This window comes from Pseudonocardia kujensis (assembly GCF_021283305.1).
Classification (GTDB): Bacteria; Actinomycetota; Actinomycetes; order Mycobacteriales; family Pseudonocardiaceae; genus Pseudonocardia; species Pseudonocardia kujensis.
In genome coordinates, this window is record NZ_JAJSOK010000024.1 from 85,312 (window position 1) to 103,652 (window position 18,341).

At 70.5% G+C, this 18,341-nt stretch carries 15 protein-coding genes, 1 tRNA gene and 3 pseudogenes; 16 read left to right on the forward strand and 3 right to left on the reverse strand.

What is annotated here, in order from left to right:
- Nucleotides 1-101: 101 nt before the first annotated feature.
- The 3 genes and pseudogenes from LWC35_RS18550 to LWC35_RS18560 all read left to right on the forward strand — a co-directional run.
- A pseudogene (locus LWC35_RS18550) lies at nt 102-608 on the forward strand (leucine zipper domain-containing protein); the annotation flags it as partial.
- Nucleotides 609-803: 195 nt separating this feature from the next.
- Nucleotides 804-1,331 (forward strand): annotated as a pseudogene (locus tag LWC35_RS18555) (zinc-binding dehydrogenase); the annotation flags it as partial.
- Nucleotides 1,304-1,412, forward strand: a tRNA-OTHER gene (locus tag LWC35_RS18560). The pseudogene LWC35_RS18555 and the gene LWC35_RS18560, both read left to right, overlap by 28 nt.
- 61 nt (nt 1,413-1,473) lie before the next feature.
- On the opposite strand, the gene LWC35_RS18565 is transcribed toward LWC35_RS18560, so the two are convergent.
- Both LWC35_RS18565 and LWC35_RS18570 read right to left on the reverse strand, forming a co-directional pair.
- Nucleotides 1,474-2,478: an RNA polymerase subunit sigma-70 gene (locus LWC35_RS18565; RefSeq protein WP_232871411.1), complete on the reverse strand. Its 1,005-nt coding sequence runs from the start codon at nt 2,476-2,478 to the stop codon at nt 1,474-1,476.
- A gap of 650 nt (nt 2,479-3,128) precedes the next feature.
- Nucleotides 3,129-4,184, reverse strand: a complete 1,056-nt coding sequence (locus tag LWC35_RS18570) for an FUSC family protein (protein ID WP_232871412.1) — start codon at nt 4,182-4,184, stop codon at nt 3,129-3,131.
- Between the two features lie 999 nt (nt 4,185-5,183).
- On the opposite strand from LWC35_RS18570, the gene LWC35_RS18575 reads away from it, so the two are divergent.
- Together LWC35_RS18575 and LWC35_RS18580 are read left to right on the forward strand one after the other, a co-directional pair.
- Complete coding sequence (locus LWC35_RS18575) at nt 5,184-5,600, forward strand: hypothetical protein (protein WP_232871413.1); 417 nt, start codon at nt 5,184-5,186, stop codon at nt 5,598-5,600.
- Between the two features lie 223 nt (nt 5,601-5,823).
- The gene (locus LWC35_RS18580; protein WP_232871414.1) at nt 5,824-6,312 is read left to right on the forward strand and encodes an NUDIX hydrolase; all 489 of its coding nucleotides are present in this window, start codon (nt 5,824-5,826) and stop codon (nt 6,310-6,312) included.
- Nucleotides 6,313-6,420: 108 nt separating this feature from the next.
- On the opposite strand, the pseudogene LWC35_RS18585 reads toward LWC35_RS18580, so the two are convergent.
- Nucleotides 6,421-7,646, reverse strand: a pseudogene (locus tag LWC35_RS18585) (IS256 family transposase).
- Between the two features lie 920 nt (nt 7,647-8,566).
- Here LWC35_RS18585 and LWC35_RS18590 point away from each other — a divergent pair.
- From LWC35_RS18590 to LWC35_RS18635, 11 genes are all read left to right on the forward strand, one after another.
- Nucleotides 8,567-8,944, forward strand: a complete 378-nt coding sequence (locus tag LWC35_RS18590; protein ID WP_232871415.1) for a hypothetical protein — start codon at nt 8,567-8,569, stop codon at nt 8,942-8,944.
- A gap of 393 nt (nt 8,945-9,337) precedes the next feature.
- Entirely contained in the window at nt 9,338-10,447 is a 1,110-nt protein-coding gene (locus LWC35_RS18595; RefSeq protein WP_232871416.1) for a plasmid pRiA4b ORF-3 family protein, read from the forward strand.
- Nucleotides 10,441-11,121 carry a hypothetical protein gene (locus LWC35_RS18600; protein ID WP_232871417.1) on the forward strand — a complete coding sequence of 227 codons (681 nt, stop codon included), beginning with the start codon at nt 10,441-10,443 and terminating at the stop codon, nt 11,119-11,121. Before LWC35_RS18595 ends, LWC35_RS18600 begins: the two co-directional genes overlap by 7 nt.
- Before the next feature lie 35 nt (nt 11,122-11,156).
- Nucleotides 11,157-11,285 (forward strand): hypothetical protein, encoded by a 129-nt coding sequence (locus LWC35_RS39355; protein ID WP_269804385.1) that lies wholly within the window; start codon nt 11,157-11,159, stop codon nt 11,283-11,285.
- Nucleotides 11,282-12,145, forward strand: a complete 864-nt coding sequence (locus tag LWC35_RS18605) for an SWIM zinc finger family protein (protein ID WP_232871418.1) — start codon at nt 11,282-11,284, stop codon at nt 12,143-12,145. The genes LWC35_RS39355 and LWC35_RS18605 overlap by 4 nt, the downstream gene beginning before the upstream one ends.
- A gap of 57 nt (nt 12,146-12,202) precedes the next feature.
- The gene (locus LWC35_RS40980; protein ID WP_372463063.1) at nt 12,203-12,646 is read left to right on the forward strand and encodes an NAD(P)-binding protein; all 444 of its coding nucleotides are present in this window, start codon (nt 12,203-12,205) and stop codon (nt 12,644-12,646) included.
- Nucleotides 12,647-13,031: 385 nt separating this feature from the next.
- On the forward strand, nt 13,032-14,813 hold the full coding sequence (locus tag LWC35_RS18615; protein ID WP_232871419.1) for an ABC transporter substrate-binding protein: 1,782 nt from the start codon (nt 13,032-13,034) through the stop codon (nt 14,811-14,813).
- 123 nt (nt 14,814-14,936) lie between these two features.
- Complete coding sequence (locus LWC35_RS18620) at nt 14,937-15,668, forward strand: SDR family NAD(P)-dependent oxidoreductase (protein ID WP_232871420.1); 732 nt, start codon at nt 14,937-14,939, stop codon at nt 15,666-15,668.
- Entirely contained in the window at nt 15,665-16,402 is a 738-nt protein-coding gene (locus LWC35_RS18625) for an SDR family NAD(P)-dependent oxidoreductase (RefSeq protein ID WP_232871421.1), read from the forward strand. The genes LWC35_RS18620 and LWC35_RS18625 overlap by 4 nt, the downstream gene beginning before the upstream one ends.
- Before the next feature lie 63 nt (nt 16,403-16,465).
- On the forward strand, nt 16,466-17,308 hold the full coding sequence (locus LWC35_RS18630; RefSeq protein ID WP_232871422.1) for a polysaccharide deacetylase family protein: 843 nt from the start codon (nt 16,466-16,468) through the stop codon (nt 17,306-17,308).
- Nucleotides 17,308-18,341 (forward strand): sugar ABC transporter substrate-binding protein (locus LWC35_RS18635; protein ID WP_232871423.1); only part of this gene is annotated, 1,034 nt, incomplete at its 3' end. The genes LWC35_RS18630 and LWC35_RS18635, both read left to right, overlap by 1 nt.

Sequence of the window (18,341 nt, forward strand, 5' to 3'; positions counted from 1 at the left end):
CACGGAGCACCCGGCGGAACAGCAGGCCGGACGATCCCGCACGCCCTTGACCCGGAAACCGAGACGAACATGGACGAGAGATCAACTACTACTTGTCATGAATCACCGGGGCTGACGCCGCGCTGACCCCGCGCGCCCGGCTCAGGCTCGCCCAACTCGTCGTCGATCATGGCTGGACCTACGCTGCGGCCGCGAAGAGGTTCATGGTCTCGGCGCGGACCGCGAAGAAGTGGGCCGACCGCTACCGGGCCGAAGGACCGTCCGGGATGACCGACCGCAGCTTACGGCCACACACCAGCCCGACCAGCACCAGTCCTCGGCTGGTCCGGCGGATCGTGCGACTGCGCTGGCGCCACCGGCTGGGCCCGGTCCAGATCGGCGGGCGGCTCGGTTTGGCCGCCTCGACCGTGCACGCGGTCCTGGTGCGCTGCAAGATCAACCGGCTCTCCCGCATCGACCGGGTCACCGGCGAGCCGTTGCGCCGCTACGAACACCCCCATCCCGGCTCGTTGATCCACGTCGACGTCACCAAGTTCGCCAACATCCCCGACGGCGGGGGCTGGCGCTACCTGGGAAGGCAGCAAGGACGCCGGGACCAGGAGGCCACCGCGCGGCGCACCGCGGTCGTCGACGCCGCCGCTGTCCGGCTGATCCACCCCTCCGCCGACATCGGGCCCGAGGCCTGGTTGCACGCACTCGGCGCGTCCGGGCTGACCGCCGCAGTCGGGATCGACGTCGTCGCCCGAGTGCAACCCGGGGACGTCGTCTGGGTCTCCGCGGCGGCAGGGTCGGTCGGGCTCGTCGCGGCCCAGCTCGCGCAGGCCCGCGGTGCCCGCGTGATCGGGTCGGCAGGCGGCCGGGAGAAGACCGCCTACCTCTACGAGCAGGTGGGGCTCGACGCAGTCCTCGATCACCGCGAAGGCGCCATCGCAGACCAACTCGCGGGAGCCGCGCCGGACGGTCTCGACGTCTACTGCGACAACGTCGGCGGCGACCACCTCGAGGCCGCGCTCGATCGGTTGAAGGTCGGCGGCCGCGCCGCCGTCTGCGGGATGATCTCCGGCTACGGCCGGCGGCAGACCGGACCGGCGAACATCGCCAATGCGATCATCCGGCGGCTTCGGCTTGAGGGCTTCCTCGTCACCGACCACATCGAACGCGCGCCGGCCGTCGAGGTCGAGCTGCGCGAGCTCATGACCAGTGGCCGTCTCCAGGTCCCGTTCACGGCATTCGACGGGATCGAGCAAGCACCGGCCGCGCTGATGTCGCTGCTCCGCGGCGGCAACCTCGGCAAGACGATCGTGCGCCCGGTGCAACGTTCCACCGGGTGATCACAGTACTGAGTCTTCCCGATCCGGCCTGTACTCCGAGCACTGGATCACGGGTTGGGGGTTCGAATCCCTTCGGGCGCACAGCAACCAGCCCCGGCCGCACGTGCGTCCGGGGCTGGAGGCTTTCTGGGCTGTGATGGGGTCACAGCGTCGCGGGCAGACCCAGCCACGGCTTGTCGGCGGCGGGGAAGCCGGTGAGCTCGGCGACCCTCCCGTCGACGATGTGCAGGACGTCGATGGCGAACAGCCGGTACACGGGGTCCTCGGGCGTGCGCAGGTACTCCACGACAGCGGGCATGCGGTTGACCGTCGTGACCACGCAGCGCCAGTCGTCGTATCCGGGTCCGCCGAACCCGTTCGACACCCACGAGTCCAGGGCGGAGCGTGCGGTGACGAGGACACCGGGATCCGGAGGCATCGTGAAGCGCAGGTCCTCGCGCATGAGGGACAGCAGCTCGACGAGGTCGTTGCGTTCGTGGGCGTCCACCCACGCCTTCACCGTGGCCCGTTCGTCGGCGGACAGTTCGCGCGTGGTGGCGGTATGCCAGTCGAGTCGGCGATCGGGCAGTTGCGTGCGCATGGTCTCTCGCGCCCGCTGCAGGGCACTGGTCACCGAGGCGACGCTGAGTCCGAGCGCGTCGGCGGTCGCTGCTGCAGGCCAGCCGAGGACGTCACGCAGGATCAGTGCTGCTCGTTGGCGCGGCGGCAGGTGCTGCACGGCGACGATGAACGCCAGCTCGATCGTCTCGCGTGCCACCGCCGTCTCGTGGGGGTCGTCGGGCAGCAGCCGGTCCGGGTAGGGCTGCAGGTACCGCACCTCCGAGCCGGTGCCCGGGAGGTCCACCGGGAGCGGCGTGCGATGGGTGCGCTTGTCGAGGAAGTCCAGGCAGGCGTTGGTCGCGATCCGGTACAGCCAGGTCCGCAGGGTGGCGCGGCCGTCGAAGGACTCCCGCTTGTTCCAGGCGCGCAGGAACGTCTCCTGCGTGAGGTCCTGTGCGTCCTCGTAGTTCGCCAGCATGCGGTAGCAGTGCACCTGCAACGCGCGCCGGTGCGGCTCGGTCTGGAGCGCGAACCGCGCGGTGTCGTCGGTGCGGGCGGCCGCGATGAACGCGGCCTCGTCGGCGCCGTGCAGTCTGGCGTCGGTCATGGTCGTCGATCCTCCCACCGGGTCGAGGGGCTACCAGAACTGACGACGCGACGGGGGTTTTCTGATCGGTCCTGCCCCGAGGAGCGCTAGGCGCCGCCCGATGCCTGCTCCGCCTGGCTCAGTGGCGCCACGTGCCGGGGTTGCCTGGGCTAACCCGGCAGGGCGCCGTGGTGGGGCATGGCTCGGGGCATGAGGTCCGAGTTCTCCCTGCAACGTCAGCTCCGTGAGTGTCATGAGCCGCTCGATCGGTGCTGTTAGAGCGCTGAGCGACGCACATTGGTTACCTCGTAATGCGTAGGTCTGGGGTTCGACTCCCCAAGGCGGCTCCATTTTCGCAGGTCAGAGGCTTGTGCAGCGATCTTCGGCTCCGGCCCCCGTTCGTCGTGGCCTCCTTCTGGCTTATGTGCGCTGGTCAGCGCCTGCGGCGTGGCTCCCTCGGTGTGCGTAGCTCATCGTGCTCATGACAAGCATGAGTGTGCCGCGGCTGCAGACGGGCGGGCATTTGCGGCTTGGTCAGCCCGCGATCGCCCTCCGACTGCGCTCTGTGGCGAAGGCGCGTTGTCGATGCCGCACTGCGGGGGTGGGGCCCCCGCCCGGGGGTGAGCCGTCGCCCGTGTGGCCCGGCGGACTTTGGGCTCTGCGTTTCGCCCCTAAGCGGGCGCTGGTGTGGCCGCCCTGCGCTTGCCGATCAGGTCGGCGAAAAGCATGAACATGACGGCGATCGCGACGCCGAGGAAGGTGAACAGGATGCGCCGTCCTTCGTCGCTGAGGTCGGCGGGATGGGGCAGGTCCATGGCGATCAGTACCACCCCCGCCACGGCAGCGGTGTACCAGGTGTAGCTCGCGGCCCGGATCGTCCCGGCCAGCGCACCGAGAACGACGATCACCACCCCGAGCGCGATCTTGGAGTCGACGGCGAGCAGGAACACCGCAGCGACCACGGCGCCGACGACCGTCCCGGCCACCCGCTGGGCGGCCGCCAGGGTGGACTGCTGCAGGCTGGGTTTGAACGCGACCAGGGTGGCCACCGGCATCCAGTCGGCGTTGGGCAGGTGCAGCCCGAACGCGATCATCACAGCGATCGACACCGCGACGGCGCGCAGCACCGTGAAGCCGATCACCTGCCGGGTCAGCCGGACCGGCTCGGTGGATCCGGGGATCAGGTCCTCGGCGGGCTGGCGTTGTGTGGCCCGTCCGCTGGCCAGCCAGACGACGACGGTGCAGGCGACCCAGAGCGCTGCCCCGCTGAGCCAGGCCAGCGCCTGCGCCCAGGCACCGGTCTGGACGTGGTCGAGGCGGTAGGCGGCCGGGAGCGAGACGGCGATGACGAACCAGACGTTGAGCAGGACCGCGGCCACGAAGGTGTGCAGGCCGTACTTCACCGCGAGCCCGCCCAGCACGGTGACGATGAGGACGGCGAGGACGATCCACCCCCAGGCGCTGTCGCCGATGCCGAAGCCCAGCGCGGTCAACAGCGCGCCGGCGGCGGCGACCAGGGCCACCCGCGGAAGCCGGTAGCCATACGTGCCGCCGGGGTCGCTCAGCCCCACGAACAGCGCACCGAACGACACGCTGAGCCAGAACCTCTCCTGGTGCACCAGGCTGAGGACGATCAGCGGCACCAGCAGACCCGTCGCGACGGCCACGCCGCGGACCACGTTGAACTTGCTCGTCTCGAGGCCGAACAACGCCGCGACCCGACTCATGACCGTCCTCCAGCACTACCGCCGCGGATCCGGCTGCTCCGCGGGCGTCCAGGCTAGGTCGGCCGAACGGCGCCCAAACGGGAGCAAGGCCACCCGACCTCGGAGACGTTCGGCCCTGACCGGACCCGCCCGGAACAGGTTTCGGCCAGCAGAGTTCGCGGTCGCACGGTTGCCCGGGGAGGGGACCACGCGAACGGCCGTGCCGCTCAGTGGATCAAAACGGGCCCGGACTTCGGGCTCTACGCTTTCGCTGTGAACCGGTGGCGCGGCCGACCGCCGGGGTGAGGGCGACCGCGCTGACCCGGTTCCTGGGGAGTTGCGGCCCGAACGCGCGTCTCTACCCAAGGCGAAGTGGTCGAAACGCGGGATCCCCGCAGACTTGACGCGATCGCCCCAACCTGACCAACGGGACGAAGACGCCGCGGGCCCTGCGCTGCTGAAGACCTGCACGCCCGTTGTTCCCGCGGGAGGGGAGCCAGGGGGACGACCGCGCCGATGTCCGAATGCCCTTCGGCGACCGCGTCGTACCCCGGAACCTCGAGAGTCGAGAGGAACCCAGCGCCGCACGCCTACCTCCGCCGCGGCGGGGCAAACACGTGACCGCCGTACGAGCAGGTACGGCGCGGCCGTCCCCGCTGCTCTGGGGGAGTGGAGGGCGGGGGCGGCGGCCGCGCCGTCGCGGGCTCCATGCACTGGGCGATGGCCCGGACCTGGGAGGTTCGCCAGACGCCGCGTTGGCCGGCCGGTACAGGATTGACCAAGAAAGATTCGCGCGGCACGGCGCGGCCGCCTCCGGGGGAGGGAACACCGACGCGGCCGCGCCGTTCAGCGGAGCCCCGGGGGTGCCGGGATTCCCCGTTCGTGGGGGGCGAGCCAGCCGACCACAATCCCTCGGCCGCTACCTCCACGGCCAGTTTCTCGGCTACGGCCGCTGCGGTTGGCGGTACCGTCGCCCAGGTACGACGCGCTGTCCTGGGCCCGGGACGAAGGAGGCCGTCGATGAGTCAGCCCCGTCGTAACGAGCGGCGCTTCTACCTTTACCCGCAGCGCCGGGTCGTCGCGGTCCTCGACGACGACGCAGGCGTCCAGCTCGTGGTCGATGGCCTCGGACAGGCAGGGCTGGACGTGGCGAAGGTGAACGTGCTCAGCGGGCCGGAGGGAGCGCGCCTGCTGGACCCTGCCGGCACCAGGCACGGGCCGGGCGCGCGGTTCATGCGGTTCCTCCAGCGGGGGGTGTTCGAGGGCGAGGCGCTCCGGGTCCATGAACGCGCGCTGAACGCCGGACACCACGTGGTCTACGTCCCGGTCCGCAACGACGAGCAGCAGGCGCAGGTCGTGCAGATCCTGCGCTCGGCCGGTGGATACGCCCTGCTGCGCTTCCGCCGATGGAGCGTCGAGCTGTTGCCGCCTGTCTGACCTACGCTGCCGCCCCTCGGTGCTGGAGCAGCTCCACCTGGACCTCGACGGGCTAGCTGGCCGGCCCCGAAACCTGGACATGCAGCAACGACTCGACACAGCAAGTCCAGGGCAGGGAGGGCGCGTGATCCCTCCCGGCTGTTCTCGGCGGCCGCCTCGGCCCAGGCCGACGGGCCGGCCAGCCGCTTGTCGCCGGTCCGTCCGGAGCCGGAGAATCTGGCGAGTGGTCCGGATACGTGAGTACTACCGCGATGCGAACGCACCAAGAGCGCACGACGTTCTGCCGGCCGCATTCGCGGCGGTCCGCAATCGCGACGGGAAGCTCTTGCTGGTCCGTCGGATCGACGACGGCAACTGGGAGCTTCCCGGGGGCCGGATCGAGGTCGGCGAATCCGCCAACGAAGCCGTCGTCCGTGAAGTTGCCGAAGAGTCCGGGATCACCATTGAGCTCACCGGATTCGCAGGCGTCTACAGCGACCCCAGTCACGTTTTGGTCGACCCGAATGGTTCCATTCACCAACAGCTGGCCCTGTGTTTCCACGCCGTTCCGACAGTGCTGGACGAGGGCAGTAGCCCACGTCCTGACGGCGTCGAAACGAACGCTGCCGCCTGGTGCGCCAATGCCGACATAGCCGATCTCACGATGCACCCAGCGATGCGACTACGGATCGACAACGCGGTTGGCGCGCCAGCACAACCCTACTTTGAGTAGCAATTTCTGCCTTCTCGGCTCAAGCCGGTATCCCGGCCGGCGGCGCCTCCCGCGGTCGCGTCCCCTCGGGTGGTGTAGCTCGGTCCGCGAGGGTCTCTGCGGTTCAGATCATGCCGTGATGAGTTCGGCGGTGGCTACTTCTGCTGCCGGGGTGGGGGCGAGCAGGGCCATGGTGTGTTCGCTGAGGTAGCGGCGGTCGGTGGTCTGCCATTCGTCGTGGGCTTCGGCGAGGACGGCGCCGGCGAGGCGGAGCAGGGCTTCGGGGTTGGGGAAGACCCCGACGACGTCGGTGCGGCGTTTGACCTCCTTGTTGAGTCGTTCGAGGGGGTTGGTGGACCAGATCTTCTTCCAGTGCCCGGGTGGGAAGTCGGCGAAGGCGAGCAGGTCCGGTGCGGCGTCTCGGAGCATGGTCTCGACCTTGGGTGCCTGTCGGCCGAGCATCCCGGCGATGACGTCGAGCTGGTCGCGGACCATCTCGGCCTTGGGTTGGGCGAAGATCGTGCGGATGGCGGCGGCGACCATCTCTGCGGAGCCCTTGGGGACCTGGGCGAGGACGTTGCGCAGGAAATGGACCCGGCAGCGTTGCCAGGCCGCGCCGAGCAGGACTGCGGAGATGGCCTGCTTCAAGCCGGTGTGGGCGTCGGAGACGACCAGCTGAACCCCGCCGAGCCCGCGGGCCTTGAGCGAGCGCAGGAACGCAGTCCAGAAGGCGCCGTCCTCGGAGTCACCCACGGCGAACCCGAGGACCTCGCGGAACCCTCGGCGCGCACGCCGGTGGCGATCACGACCGCTTGGGACACGACCCGGTGGTTCACCCGCGCTTTGCAGTAGGTGGCGTCGAGGAAGACGTAGGGGAAGGCCTGCTCGGACAGGTTGCGGTCACGGAACGCGCTCACCTGGGTGTCGAGATCGGCGCAGATCCGAGACACCTCTGACTTGGAGATGCCGGTGTCGGCGCCGAGGGCTTTGACCAGGTCGTCGACCTTGCGGGTGGACACGCCGTGCAGGTAGGCCTCCATCACCACTGCGAACAGGGCCTGGTCTACCCGGCGGCGGCGCTCGAGCAGGCTGGGGAAGAACGAGCCGGTGCGCAGCTTCGGGATCCTCAGCTCCAGGTCCCCGGCGGTGGTGGTCAGCGTGCGCCGACGGTGCCCGTTGCGCTGGGCGGTACGGGTGTCGGTGCGCTCGTGCAGGGCGGCGCCGATGGTGTCGGTGAGCTCGGCCTCGATCAACGCCTGATAGATCGTCTCCGCCGCAGTACGGACACGGTCACCGACATCAGCAGCCTTGAGTGCGTCGAGGACTTCGAGCAGGGCAGACTGGTCCAGGGCCATCGCGTGGCACCTCTCTACGAGTTCCTTGGCGGGATCACGCAGAGACTCACGCGGTGGCCCTTCCCACGCGCTCAGCCACGCCGGAAGAACCCCGGACTTCCACCACCAGCGGGGACGCGACCCCTCCCGCTGCCTCGGCCGGGCATCGGCTCGTCGTCGGTCCAGCGGTCGAGGCTCCAGCCTGTCGACCCGCTCCGCCTGCACGACCGCATCTGACTGGTGATCTCCTCGCGGCGCGGGCTCGTCCCCTCCCAGCGCAAGGCTGACGGTGCCGGGTTAACCCGCTGGTCGCCGCATGTGTCGGCCGGCGTGCCCCAACTACGGATCAGAACGTTAGGGGTTCGAGACCTTTCCGGCGCACAGCACAGAATCGGGAGCTAACCAGCTGTTTTGGTCAGGGCCCGACTCGTTTCAGGGCCTGCGCAGTGGACCGCGATCCACAGTCCGACCTGCGCGGGAGGAGCCGGTCGGGTCTTGCGTCTCTGATGGCCTCCCTGACCGCCCGTGAGCGTCGAACGGACTCGAGGGCCTTCGCCCGCACCTCCGGCGCTGCTGCCCTCACCGCCTGCGACATCTCGCGAGCGACCTTCGCTTCGGCGGAGGCAAACCGTGCGATGCGGGCTACTTCCTCCCACTCCGGCCGACTGGGAACCATGTACCGCTGTCTACCCGTTCGAGCCGTTCCGATGCCTCAGCCGGCCCACTGCTTCCGGCGGCTGGCTGGTCCAGCACGAGACCGTGACACCACGCGACGAGCGCTCTCACCTCCGGTCCGCTCGTGAGTCGAGCGGGCCCGCGGCGCAGAATCTCGATCGCCGCGTCTTCCGACGGCGCAGCGGCTACCGGGCGCCACCGGCCGGGTCTACCGTTGGAGAGATGACACTGGCCGTCCAGTGACGCCGGGGCGCTACTACGAACAGGTGTCCGATCACGTCGACGACGCCCGCGACTACCTTGCCCGCCGCACGGACGAATTGGCCGAGCGTCGCACCGCCTTGGCAAACCGCGCCGCCCGGATCCGCGCGCGCCAACCGGTCGCCGGCGACGACCTCGTTGCCGCCGAGCAAGCCGCCGCCGACGGGCTCGCCCACGCCGTCGCCGCGCACCGCCGCGCAGCCACCCAACACGAGCGCACCGCCTTCGCGCACGACCACTGCGCCGATCTCCTCGACGCACACCAGGTCCCCGACCAGGCCGCCCGCCATCGTCAGGCGGCCGCTGCCGAACGTGACGCCGCTCAGCTGAGCCGCGCCGAGGCCGACCGCGCGGAACGAGAGGGATCTCCAACCGCGGGGTAGGCGAGATCGGGACCATTTGATCTTCGGTGAAACCGGTCTGTAGCTCCGGGCGCGTCCCGGGGAAGGACCAGCGATGGCCGACACGATCGAGCCTTCTCGACGCCCGCCGTGTCGAGCCTCTGAGCTGCCCTGATGCGACTGGCGCCCATGGATACCCCGAGGACGAGAAATCGCGTAATGCGTAGGTCCGGGGTTCGACTCTCCAAGGCGGCTTCATCTTCGCAGGTCAGACTCTTACATGAGGTTTCATTCCTTCGCGGCGTGATCGGCGTGGCCTCCTTCGTCTGCATCGTCGCTGGTCAGGGCGTCATGACGTGGCCTCCATCGGTATGAGTTCGTCGCCGCCGGCCCGGTGCGGTCCGGTCGCCGCGGAACGTCGGTACCGTTCCGGCCATGCAGACCACCCGCCTGCGGATCACCGTGCCAGACGTCGAACCGCGGGTCGTGAGGGTGATCGACGTGCCCGCCGCCGTCACGCTGGCGGAGCTGCACCAGCTCCTCCAGGTGGCGCTCGGCTGGACTGACAGCCACCTGCATCTGCTCGTGGCGGACGGGGTCCGGTACGGCGTGCCGGATCCGGATGGGGACGACGCCCTCCAGCCGCGTGACGAGGCGACAGCCCTACTCGGAGAGATGCCGGTGCGGTTCGAGTACCTCTACGACTTCGGCGACAGCTGGGAGCACGAGGTCGAGGTCGTCGGCGCGGGAGGTGAGGGTCCGGGCTGTGTGGAGGGCGAGGGTGCCTGCCCGCCGGAGGACTGCGGCGGCGTGCCGGGGTACGAGCACCTGCTCGAGGTGCTCGCCGACCCGAGTCACGTCGAGTATGAGCACCTGCGGGAGTGGGCAGGCGAGCTACCGGCCTTCGACCGGGAGGCGACCGACCTGCTGATCCGGCAGACGGTGGGTGAGGTGCCGGAGAGCGTGCGGATCGTCCTCGATCTGCTCGCGGGCGGGGTGAAACTGACGCCGGGTGGGCGGCTGCCGCGTGCGGTCGTGCGGGCGGTGCAAGAGCAGCGGCCGGACTGGTACCCGCTGGAGCGGCCGGCGTCGATCGAGGAGGACCTGCCTCCGCTGGCGGTGTTGCACGACATCCTGCGCAAGGTCGGGCTGGCCCGGCTCGCCCGCGGGGTGCTGCGCCCCACCCGGGCGGCGGGCGACGATGTCGAGGTCGTCCGGCGGTTGCGCCGCTGGTTCGAGCCGGGCGGGTACGAGGAGATGCTGGCCACGACGACGGTGGCGGTCCTCGCCGCGTCCGGTCCGCTCGCCCGTGAGGATCTGCTTCGCCGGGTCGTGCCGCTGATGGGCGTGGGGTGGGGCGTCGACGGTCGGGCATCGACCGACGAGGAGCACGAGTTGTCGTTGAACTGGATGTCCGCAGAGCTCGGCGCGCTCGACCTGCTCGCCGGAGGGTGGCATACGTGGGAGGCGGGCCCGTCGGCCCGCACGCTGCTGCCGCGCGCGACGGCGCTGGCTCCGCTGCCCGCCGGGAGGCCGCCGTGGTGACCAGGGAGGACCGTCGGGAATGGCTCCGGCAGCTGCGCGGGGCCGTGTACCGCGGGGACGGGGCCGCGGTCGTCGCGCTTCTCGCCGCGGGTGAGCCGCTCCCGGTGTGGCAACTCATCGGGGACGGGGCGGCGACGGCCCTCGCTCACCGGGCCGACGGAGCGGCCGCGCATGCCGCCGACTGTGCCGCCGCCCTGCGCAGCCGGGGCTGGGTCGGCGACGTCGAGCTGGCGGAGCAGCTCGACGGGCTCGCGGGCACGGGTCCGATGCCGCTGCTACGGCCGCTCAGGGTTGATCTCGAGCTGCTGACCGAGATCCTCGAGGGCGATCCGCTGACCACCGGAGGCGCACTCGACCTGCAGACCGGCGACGTGTGGCCCCGGTCGGCGATCGAGTACGCGGAGGAGGACGGTTCGGACGTGGAGGCACCGGACTTCGAGGACGGGGACCGCTTCCGCTGGGTCGACGGCGACTCCCGCGACGGCTATCGCGACATGGTCGACTTCATCGACACCGTCGCCGACAGTCGGCTTGCTGAAGGCCTCCGCGATGCGATCCATGGCCGGGGCGCCTTCCGCCGGTTCGCCGACACCCTCGCTCGGCGCTCGGAGGTCGAGCTGAGCCGCTGGTTCGAGTGGAGCAGCGAGCGCAAGCGCGGTCGGGCACGTGCCTGACTCACGGAGGTCGGGTTCCGGGTGGCGAGCCGCTGATGCACCTCGACATCGCGGACGTCGAGGGGCTGGCCGATCCGGTCACCTTCGGACGTGGCCGCGACTACGCGGAGGGAGGTGCGGTCGGGCCGGTCGGGCATGTCGCCGACGGGTGCGGGCCACGGTGATCGGCTCGGAGCCCTACGCCGTCGAGCTGGACTCCGGGCCGGACGGCTTCAAGTTCCGCTGTTCCTGCCCGGTCGGGGTGTCGGGGTCCTTCTGCAAGCACTGCGTGGCGCTCGCGCTCGTGGCGGCGGGGTCGCCGAACACCGCCCCCCATCCGAGGGCCTACCTGGAGACCCTGAGTCGCGACATCGACGAGGACGTCGACTATGACCAGGCGCTCGCCGCGGGCCACACGACGGCCGCCGCGCTGACGGCGATGGCCGGGGTCGTGATCGGCAACGGCGTCTTCTACCTCGCCGACCGCGGGCTCCTGCGACGCCCGGCGATCTCCGGGCGGCCGTGGGTCCTGTACTTCTTCTTCTGGTACATCGCGCACAGCGTGGGCAACTTCTACGACTACGTCCCGCTCCGCACCTTCGCGGCCGACGGTGACGTCAAGAACTTCGCCCTCGCGACCGGCTGGAGCCGCTGGTGGATCTACGGCGTGGCGGGATACCTCACGCTCTGGGCCGTCGTCGACCTGTTCCGCAGGGCGATGCCCTGGACGCTGGACGCGGCGGGGTTCGGGCGCGTGCGGGCGGCGCGCGCGATCGTCCTGGTCCTGTCGACGCTGGCCCTGTTCGTCCTGTACGCACTGCCCGCGCTGGAGCAGGCGGACCCCGTCTCGGTGTTCATGGGGCGGACGTCGTTGATCATCATTCCGGCGGTCCTGATCGCCACCTGGCGGCGCAACGTCCTGGCCGAGGGCCCACCGGCGCCGGGCCGGCGGATCCGCGAGGAGCGGGTGCCGGAGCAGGACGCGCCGGTGGGTGCGCACACCTCCACGGTCCCCGGGCTCGATCCCGGGCCTGGAGGGCGCTGATTTTCCGGGTCCCGTCGCCGTCTTCCCCCTCGACGGGCGGACGAAGGGGAGACATCGGTGGGCGGTATCAGGGTGTTGGTGGCCGGGGCGGGCATCGCCGGGCCGGCGCTGGCCCACCGGCTGCACCGGCGGGTCGCCGAGGTGACCGTGGTGGAGCGGGCGGTGGACGCGCGCGGGGTGGCCGAGGAGGTCATCCGCCGGATGGGGCTGGACGCGCAGGTGCGGGCGGCCTGCGCCCAGACGCTCGGCGCCCACACCGTCGACGTGGACGGGAGGAGCGATACTTCATCCCAGGAAAAGCCGGGGCTTCGAGGTGGCCGCCCTCGACGCTACGACGATGGCGCGCTTGATGAGCTTCCCCTCAGGTTTGTCCGTGGCCCCCTTCGTGGCCGCCAACTCGTTCCGGCGATACCACTGATGCGTCACCGCAAGCCTCTGAGCTGCACCGAAGTCGGTGATACCTCTCGCGAACGCGTGGACGACAATTCTCGTCGTGCGTAGGTCTGGGGTTCGACTCCCCAAGGCGGCCTCATCTTCGCAGTTCAGAGGCGTGCGACGCGCCCTTCGGGGTCGGACCTCGTTTGTCATGGCCTCCTTCTGATGACGCCCCGTGGCGTGGTCCAGATCGTGTGCGGCGGTCACCCACGCCGTGGTCTCGACCGACGACCTACACCACGCCCTGGGACACAACTCCCGGTTTCACGCCACTCAGTGCGACAGTTATGACACCGAGTGTCGCATCCGGTCCACAAAAACGAGACGGGCGTCCCACGGTCCGTTTCCGTCTTGTTGCACCCCTCCCGCCGCAGCCCGTGGCTGCGTACGATTCGCCGGCCACGCCGACCCGACGGGGTCGGATCTGCCCCGGATCCGGCGGGAGAACTGGATGGACAGCATGACGGACGAGAACGACTTCTGCGTCCAGGTGGACGACCGCGGAGTGCTGGTCTCTGTGGAGGCCGGTGCGGGCGCCGACGTCCCGGTAGGCCTGCTGTCCGCCGTGGCCGCCCTGGGACGCGCCCCCGAGGTCGACCGCAGGCGGTTCATCTGGGTCGGGTCGGGCCGTGCGGAGACCTGGCTGGTCGTCGTCGACGTGCCCGGCGACGCCCCCCGACGCGTGGTCGTCGCCGGACGGCGCACCTACCAGCTCCCCTTCGGGTTGACCCTGCGCGAGCTGGACGTGCTGACCCTGCTCGCGAGCGGCTCCACCAACGGCGACATCGCCCGCAGGCTGGAGCTGAGCACGCGCACGGTGACCACGCACGTGGACCGGATCATGCGCAAGCTGGGCGTCGCGGGACGCACGTCGGCCGCGGTGATCGCGGTGGAGGAGGGGCTCCTGCGGGTCCCCCTGCCCGGCGGGGACGAGGGCTTCGAGGCGCTCCGGCTGGGCCGCGAGCTCACCGGTATCCCCTCGCCGCGCACCCGGGACCTGCGGCTGCCGCCGGTTCGGATCACCCGGCACCCGCTCGTCATCGGCGCGGCGCTCCCCATGCGCGGGTTCGCCGCCGCGGACGGAATCGAGATGGCCCAGGCCACCGGCCTCGCCGTGGAGGAGATCAACTCCCGCGGCGGGATCGACGGCAGGCTGCTGTCCGTCGAGATCGTCGACGTCGACATCCTGGACGCCGACAGCATCCGCCGGACCTTCACCCAGCTCGCCGAGCGGGACGTCGACGTGCTCACCTCCGGCTACCTCACCCACCAGGACGTCGCGCACGACATCGCCGCGGACTCGGGCATCCCCTACCTGCACGCGGCCACCATGACCGCGATGGAGGAGCGGGTGCGGTCCGATCCCGGCCGCTTCTCCCGGGTCTTCCAGGTCTGCCCCAGCGACGTCAACTACGCGCCGCGCTTCGTGGAGCAGATGACCGCCCTACGGGACGAGGGGACGTGGGCGCCGAGCTCGAACCGGCTCGCCGTCGTGCTCAGCCCGTGGACGCTCGGCGGCCCGGCCGGCCCGTCGGATCTCGGTGTCGCGGAGGCCGCGCGGATCGCGGAGGCGGACGGCTGGGCGCTGGAGGTGATCCAGCCGCTGGCCGCGGACACGCTGCACACCTGGGCGGGCGTGGCCGAGCGGGTCGCGCGCACCGAGCCCGCCGCGGTGATGCTGGGCCACTACCTGCTCGAGGGCACGATCTCCTTCCTCGACGCGTTCCAGGCCGCGCCGTCGGACACCCTCGTCTACTCGATCTACGCGCCGAGCGTGCGCGCGTTCCGCGAGATGCTCGGCAGCAAGGCCGAGGGGCTGCTCTGGGCCACCGTGACCGGCACCTACTCCGATCCGCTGGCGCGGGCGTTCGCCGGGCGCTACGCCCGCCGGTTCGGCGTCCAACCGGGGCGGTCCCACGCCGGCATCGCCTACGACCGGGTGCGGCTCATGGCGGGCGCGTGGTCGCAGGCGGCGAACGCCCGGGACCGCGGCGCCGTCGCCGACGAGCTGCGCCACGGCGTCCTGCGGGGCGTGAACGGCTCCTACTGGTTCGGCAACGACTCGCAGACCGCGCTGAGCTACTCCGGCCGGGCCGTGGACCCCTCGCTGTCCCAGGCCCACCTGGTCTTCCAGATCCAGGACGGGCGGCAGCGGATCCTCGCCCCGGCGCCGTACGCCGATGCGCGGTTCCGGCCCCAGCCTTGGCTCACCCGTTCGCGCGCCCTGGCGTGACCTGGCCGAGAGTCGTTACACCGCGTACGTAGATCGGACGATCCGCGGACACCTCCCTGCTTCTTACCGTGCTCCTCGACAGCCGGGCCGACCGGCTGAAGCCGAGGAGACAGGGAGCCGGGTATGCAGTCCCGAACGCCACGCCTGGAGGGCAAGGTCGCCCTGGTGACCGGCGCCGCCCGCGGCATCGGCCGCGGCATCGCCGAACTCATGGCGGAGGAGGGCGCGACGGTCGTCGGGGCCGACGTTCTGCCCTTCGACGGGCCGACCGGGATGTCTCGCACCGCCGAGCTGGACGTGACGGACGAGCACGCCTGGGGTGCACTGGTCGACGACATCGTGGGGGCCTGGGACCGGGTCGACGTGCTGGTGAACAACGCCGGGGTCGCGGACTACCACGTGGTCCACGAGACCGCGCTCGAGTCCTGGCAGCGGGTGGTCGCGGTGGACCAGACCGGGGTCTTCCTCGGCATGCGCACGGTGATCCCGCACATGCGGCGGGCTGGGACCGGCTCGATCGTGAACATCTCCTCGATCGTCGGTGCGGTCGCGGTCCCCGGCATCACGGCGTACCACGCCGCAAAGGGCGCGGTCCGCACGCTGACCAAGAACGCCGCGGTCACCTACGCCGCGGACGGCATCCGGGCCAACGCGATCCTCCCCGGCTGGATCCGGACCCCCATGACCGCGGCGCAGACGGACGAGATCAACGACCGCTACACCGACGCCACCCCGCTCACCCGCCCCGGCGACCCGGCGGACGTGGCCTGGGCGGCGGTGTACCTGGCCTCCGACGAATCGAGCTTCGTGACCGGCATCGACCTGCCCGTCGACGGCGGGTACCTGGCCCGATGAACGGCGTCCGCGGCCCACAGCGGCTGTCCGGGAAGGTCGCCGTCGTCACCGGTGCGGCGATGGGCATCGGCCGCGCGGTCGCCCGCACGTTCGCCGACGAGGGGGCGTGGGTCGTCGCGGTGGACGTTGCACCCTTCGACCGCGACTACCCCCTGGTCGAGCAACGGTTCCTCGACGTCACGTCCGAGCAGGGCTGGGCGGACCTGGCCGACCACGTCCGAACCCGCTACGGCCGCGTCGACATCCTCGCGAACGTCGCCGGCGTGATCGGCTACGACCCGCTCGACGAGCTGGAGCTCGCCGAGTGGGAGCGGATCATCGGCGTCGACCAGACCGGGGTGTTCCTGGGCATGCGGGCCTTCCTCCCCGCGATGCTCGACGCCGGCGCCGGGTCCGTCATCAACTTCTCCTCTGACTGGGGTGTGGTCGGCGGGGTCGGAGTCACCGCCTACAACGCGGCGAAGGGCGCCGTCGGGTCGCTCTCCCGCAACGCCGCGGTGACCTATGCCGCCCAGGGGATCAGGGTCAACGCACTGGTCCCCGGCTGGATCCGCACCCCGCTGACCGACCGCCAGCCGCCCGACGCGAACGCACGGGTCATCGGCTCCACCCCGGTCGGGCACGGCGGCGATCCCGCCGACATCGCCTGGGCCTGCGTCTACCTGGCTTCGGACGAGTCCCGGTTCGTCACCGGCACCGACTTCGTGGTCGACGGCGGCTTCCTCGCCACGTGATCCACCGACCGTCCCGCGCCACCTGACCCGCCCGTCCCGCAGACCTTCCCCCGAGAGGACACCATGTCCCTGCACCTCCCCGACGGCAAGACCCTCGCGGTGAGCATCGGCGCCGACTTCGACGCCCACAGCGTGTGGATGGGCACGTTCGGCCTGTCCAGCCCGAGCTACCTGTCCCGCGGCGAGTTCGGCGCCGAGGTCGGCGTGCCCCGTCTGCTCAACCTGTTCTCCCGCTACGACATCACCACGACCTGGTGCACACCCGCGCACACGATGCAGACCTTCACCGAGCGGTTCGAGAGCATCGTCGAGGCCGGCCACGAGATCGCCGCGCACGGCTGCTGGCACGAGCCGGTCCCGAACCTCGAGGGCGACCAGGAGCGCAGGCTCATGGAGAAGACCCTCGAGCTGCACGAGAAGTACGTCGGGCGCCGGCCCCGCGGCTACCGCTCCCCGGCCTGGGACTTCACCGAGCAGACCCTCTCGCTGCTCGAGGAGTTCGGCTTCGAGTGGGACTCGTCGCTGATGGGCCGCGACTTCGAGCCCTACCACCCCCGGCCGGTCACGGTCGGCTGGGAGGAGGGCAGCACGTTCGGCCCGCCGAGCCCGATCCTGGAGTTCCCGGTCTCCTGGTTCCTCGACGACTTCCCGGTCGCCGAGTACATCCCCGGCAAGAATCCCGGCCTGGGCTCCAGCGAGGTCATGTTCCAGAGGTTCAAGGACCACTTCGACTACGCCTACCAGCACGTCCCCGGCGGGGTCTTGGCGATCACCGTGCACCCGCAGACCATCGCCCGGGCGCACAACATGATCGGCTTCGAACGCCTGATCGACTACATGGCCTCCTTCCCCGGCACCTGGTTCGCCCCGCTCTCCGCCATTCACGACACGTGGGGCGAGGACTGATGTCCCCCCTGATCCCGGACAGGAAGGCCACCTCCATGACCCGCCCGCTCCTCCGGCTCGCGGCCGCCACCCTCGCGGCCTCGAGCCTGCTGCTCGCCGGCTGTTCCACAGCCAGCTCGCAGGCCACGCAGGACGCCGCCACCCCGGCGGGCCAGCCCGCCCCGACCGTGCAGGAGGTGTCCTCGCTCAAGATCGCCTACTTCTCGGCGGGGAGCAGCAACCAGTACCTGCAGGCGGCGATCGACGAGGCGCACGGTTTCGCTGCGCAGAACGGCGTGACCGTCGACGTCTTCGACGGGCAGTTCAACGCCCAGACCCAGTTCGACCAGATGCAGACGGCGCTGACCAGCGGGAAGTACAACGCGTTCGCCGTCGAGCCCAACGACGGCAACCTGGTCTGCTCCTTGCTCACCAAGGACGCCCCGAAGGCCGGGATCATGGTGAGCGTGTTCAACCTGCCCATCTGCGGGCGGGCGACCAACCTCGGCGAGCAGACCTGGGAGCCGGGCACGGTGACCTACGTCGGCGGCCAGACGCTCGACGTCTACCAGGACTGGATGACGCAGCTGATCAAGGCGCACCCGAATGGCGGGAAGGTCGCACTGATCTCGGGCCCGGACCTCAACGCCAACACGATCTGCTTCTTCCAGGCCGCCGAGGAGCTGGAGAAGCACGGGTTCACCATCGTCGCCAAACAGACCACGGACTACACCACGGCCAAGGCCTTCCAGGCGGCGCAGACGATCGTCCAGGCCAACCCGGACCTCGACATCATCATGTCCAACTTCTCGGGGATGACCCGCGGCGTGGTCCAGGCGACCGCCGGGTCGAAGATCGCGGTCTACGACTTCGGCGGCGACTCCTGGGCCCTGGACAACGTCAGGTCCGGTGCTCTCGCGGGCTCGATCGTGATGCTGCCGCGGCAGGAGACCCGCGAGGCGCTGCAGGCCGTCGTCGACCTGGTGAAGGGCCAGCAGGTGCCGAAGTTCGTCAACCTCGCCACCAGCCCCACCCTGCCCGGCGGGTCGCCGTT

Excerpts from the sequence above, each read along its gene's own strand:
- LWC35_RS18565 (WP_232871411.1), bottom strand. The coding sequence starts at position 2,478 with ATGACCGACGCCAGACTGCACGGCGCCGACGAGGCCGCGTTCATCGCG.
- LWC35_RS18570 (WP_232871412.1), bottom strand. The coding sequence starts at position 4,184 with ATGAGTCGGGTCGCGGCGTTGTTCGGCCTCGAGACGAGCAAGTTCAAC.
- LWC35_RS18575 (WP_232871413.1), top strand. The coding sequence starts at position 5,184 with ATGAGTCAGCCCCGTCGTAACGAGCGGCGCTTCTACCTTTACCCGCAG.
- LWC35_RS18595 (WP_232871416.1), top strand. The coding sequence starts at position 9,338 with ATGCAGACCACCCGCCTGCGGATCACCGTGCCAGACGTCGAACCGCGG.
- LWC35_RS39355 (WP_269804385.1), top strand. The coding sequence starts at position 11,157 with ATGCACCTCGACATCGCGGACGTCGAGGGGCTGGCCGATCCGGTCACC.
- LWC35_RS18615 (WP_232871419.1), top strand. The coding sequence starts at position 13,032 with ATGGACAGCATGACGGACGAGAACGACTTCTGCGTCCAGGTGGACGAC.
- LWC35_RS18620 (WP_232871420.1), top strand. The coding sequence starts at position 14,937 with ATGCAGTCCCGAACGCCACGCCTGGAGGGCAAGGTCGCCCTGGTGACC.
- LWC35_RS18625 (WP_232871421.1), top strand. The coding sequence starts at position 15,665 with ATGAACGGCGTCCGCGGCCCACAGCGGCTGTCCGGGAAGGTCGCCGTC.
- LWC35_RS18630 (WP_232871422.1), top strand. The coding sequence starts at position 16,466 with ATGTCCCTGCACCTCCCCGACGGCAAGACCCTCGCGGTGAGCATCGGC.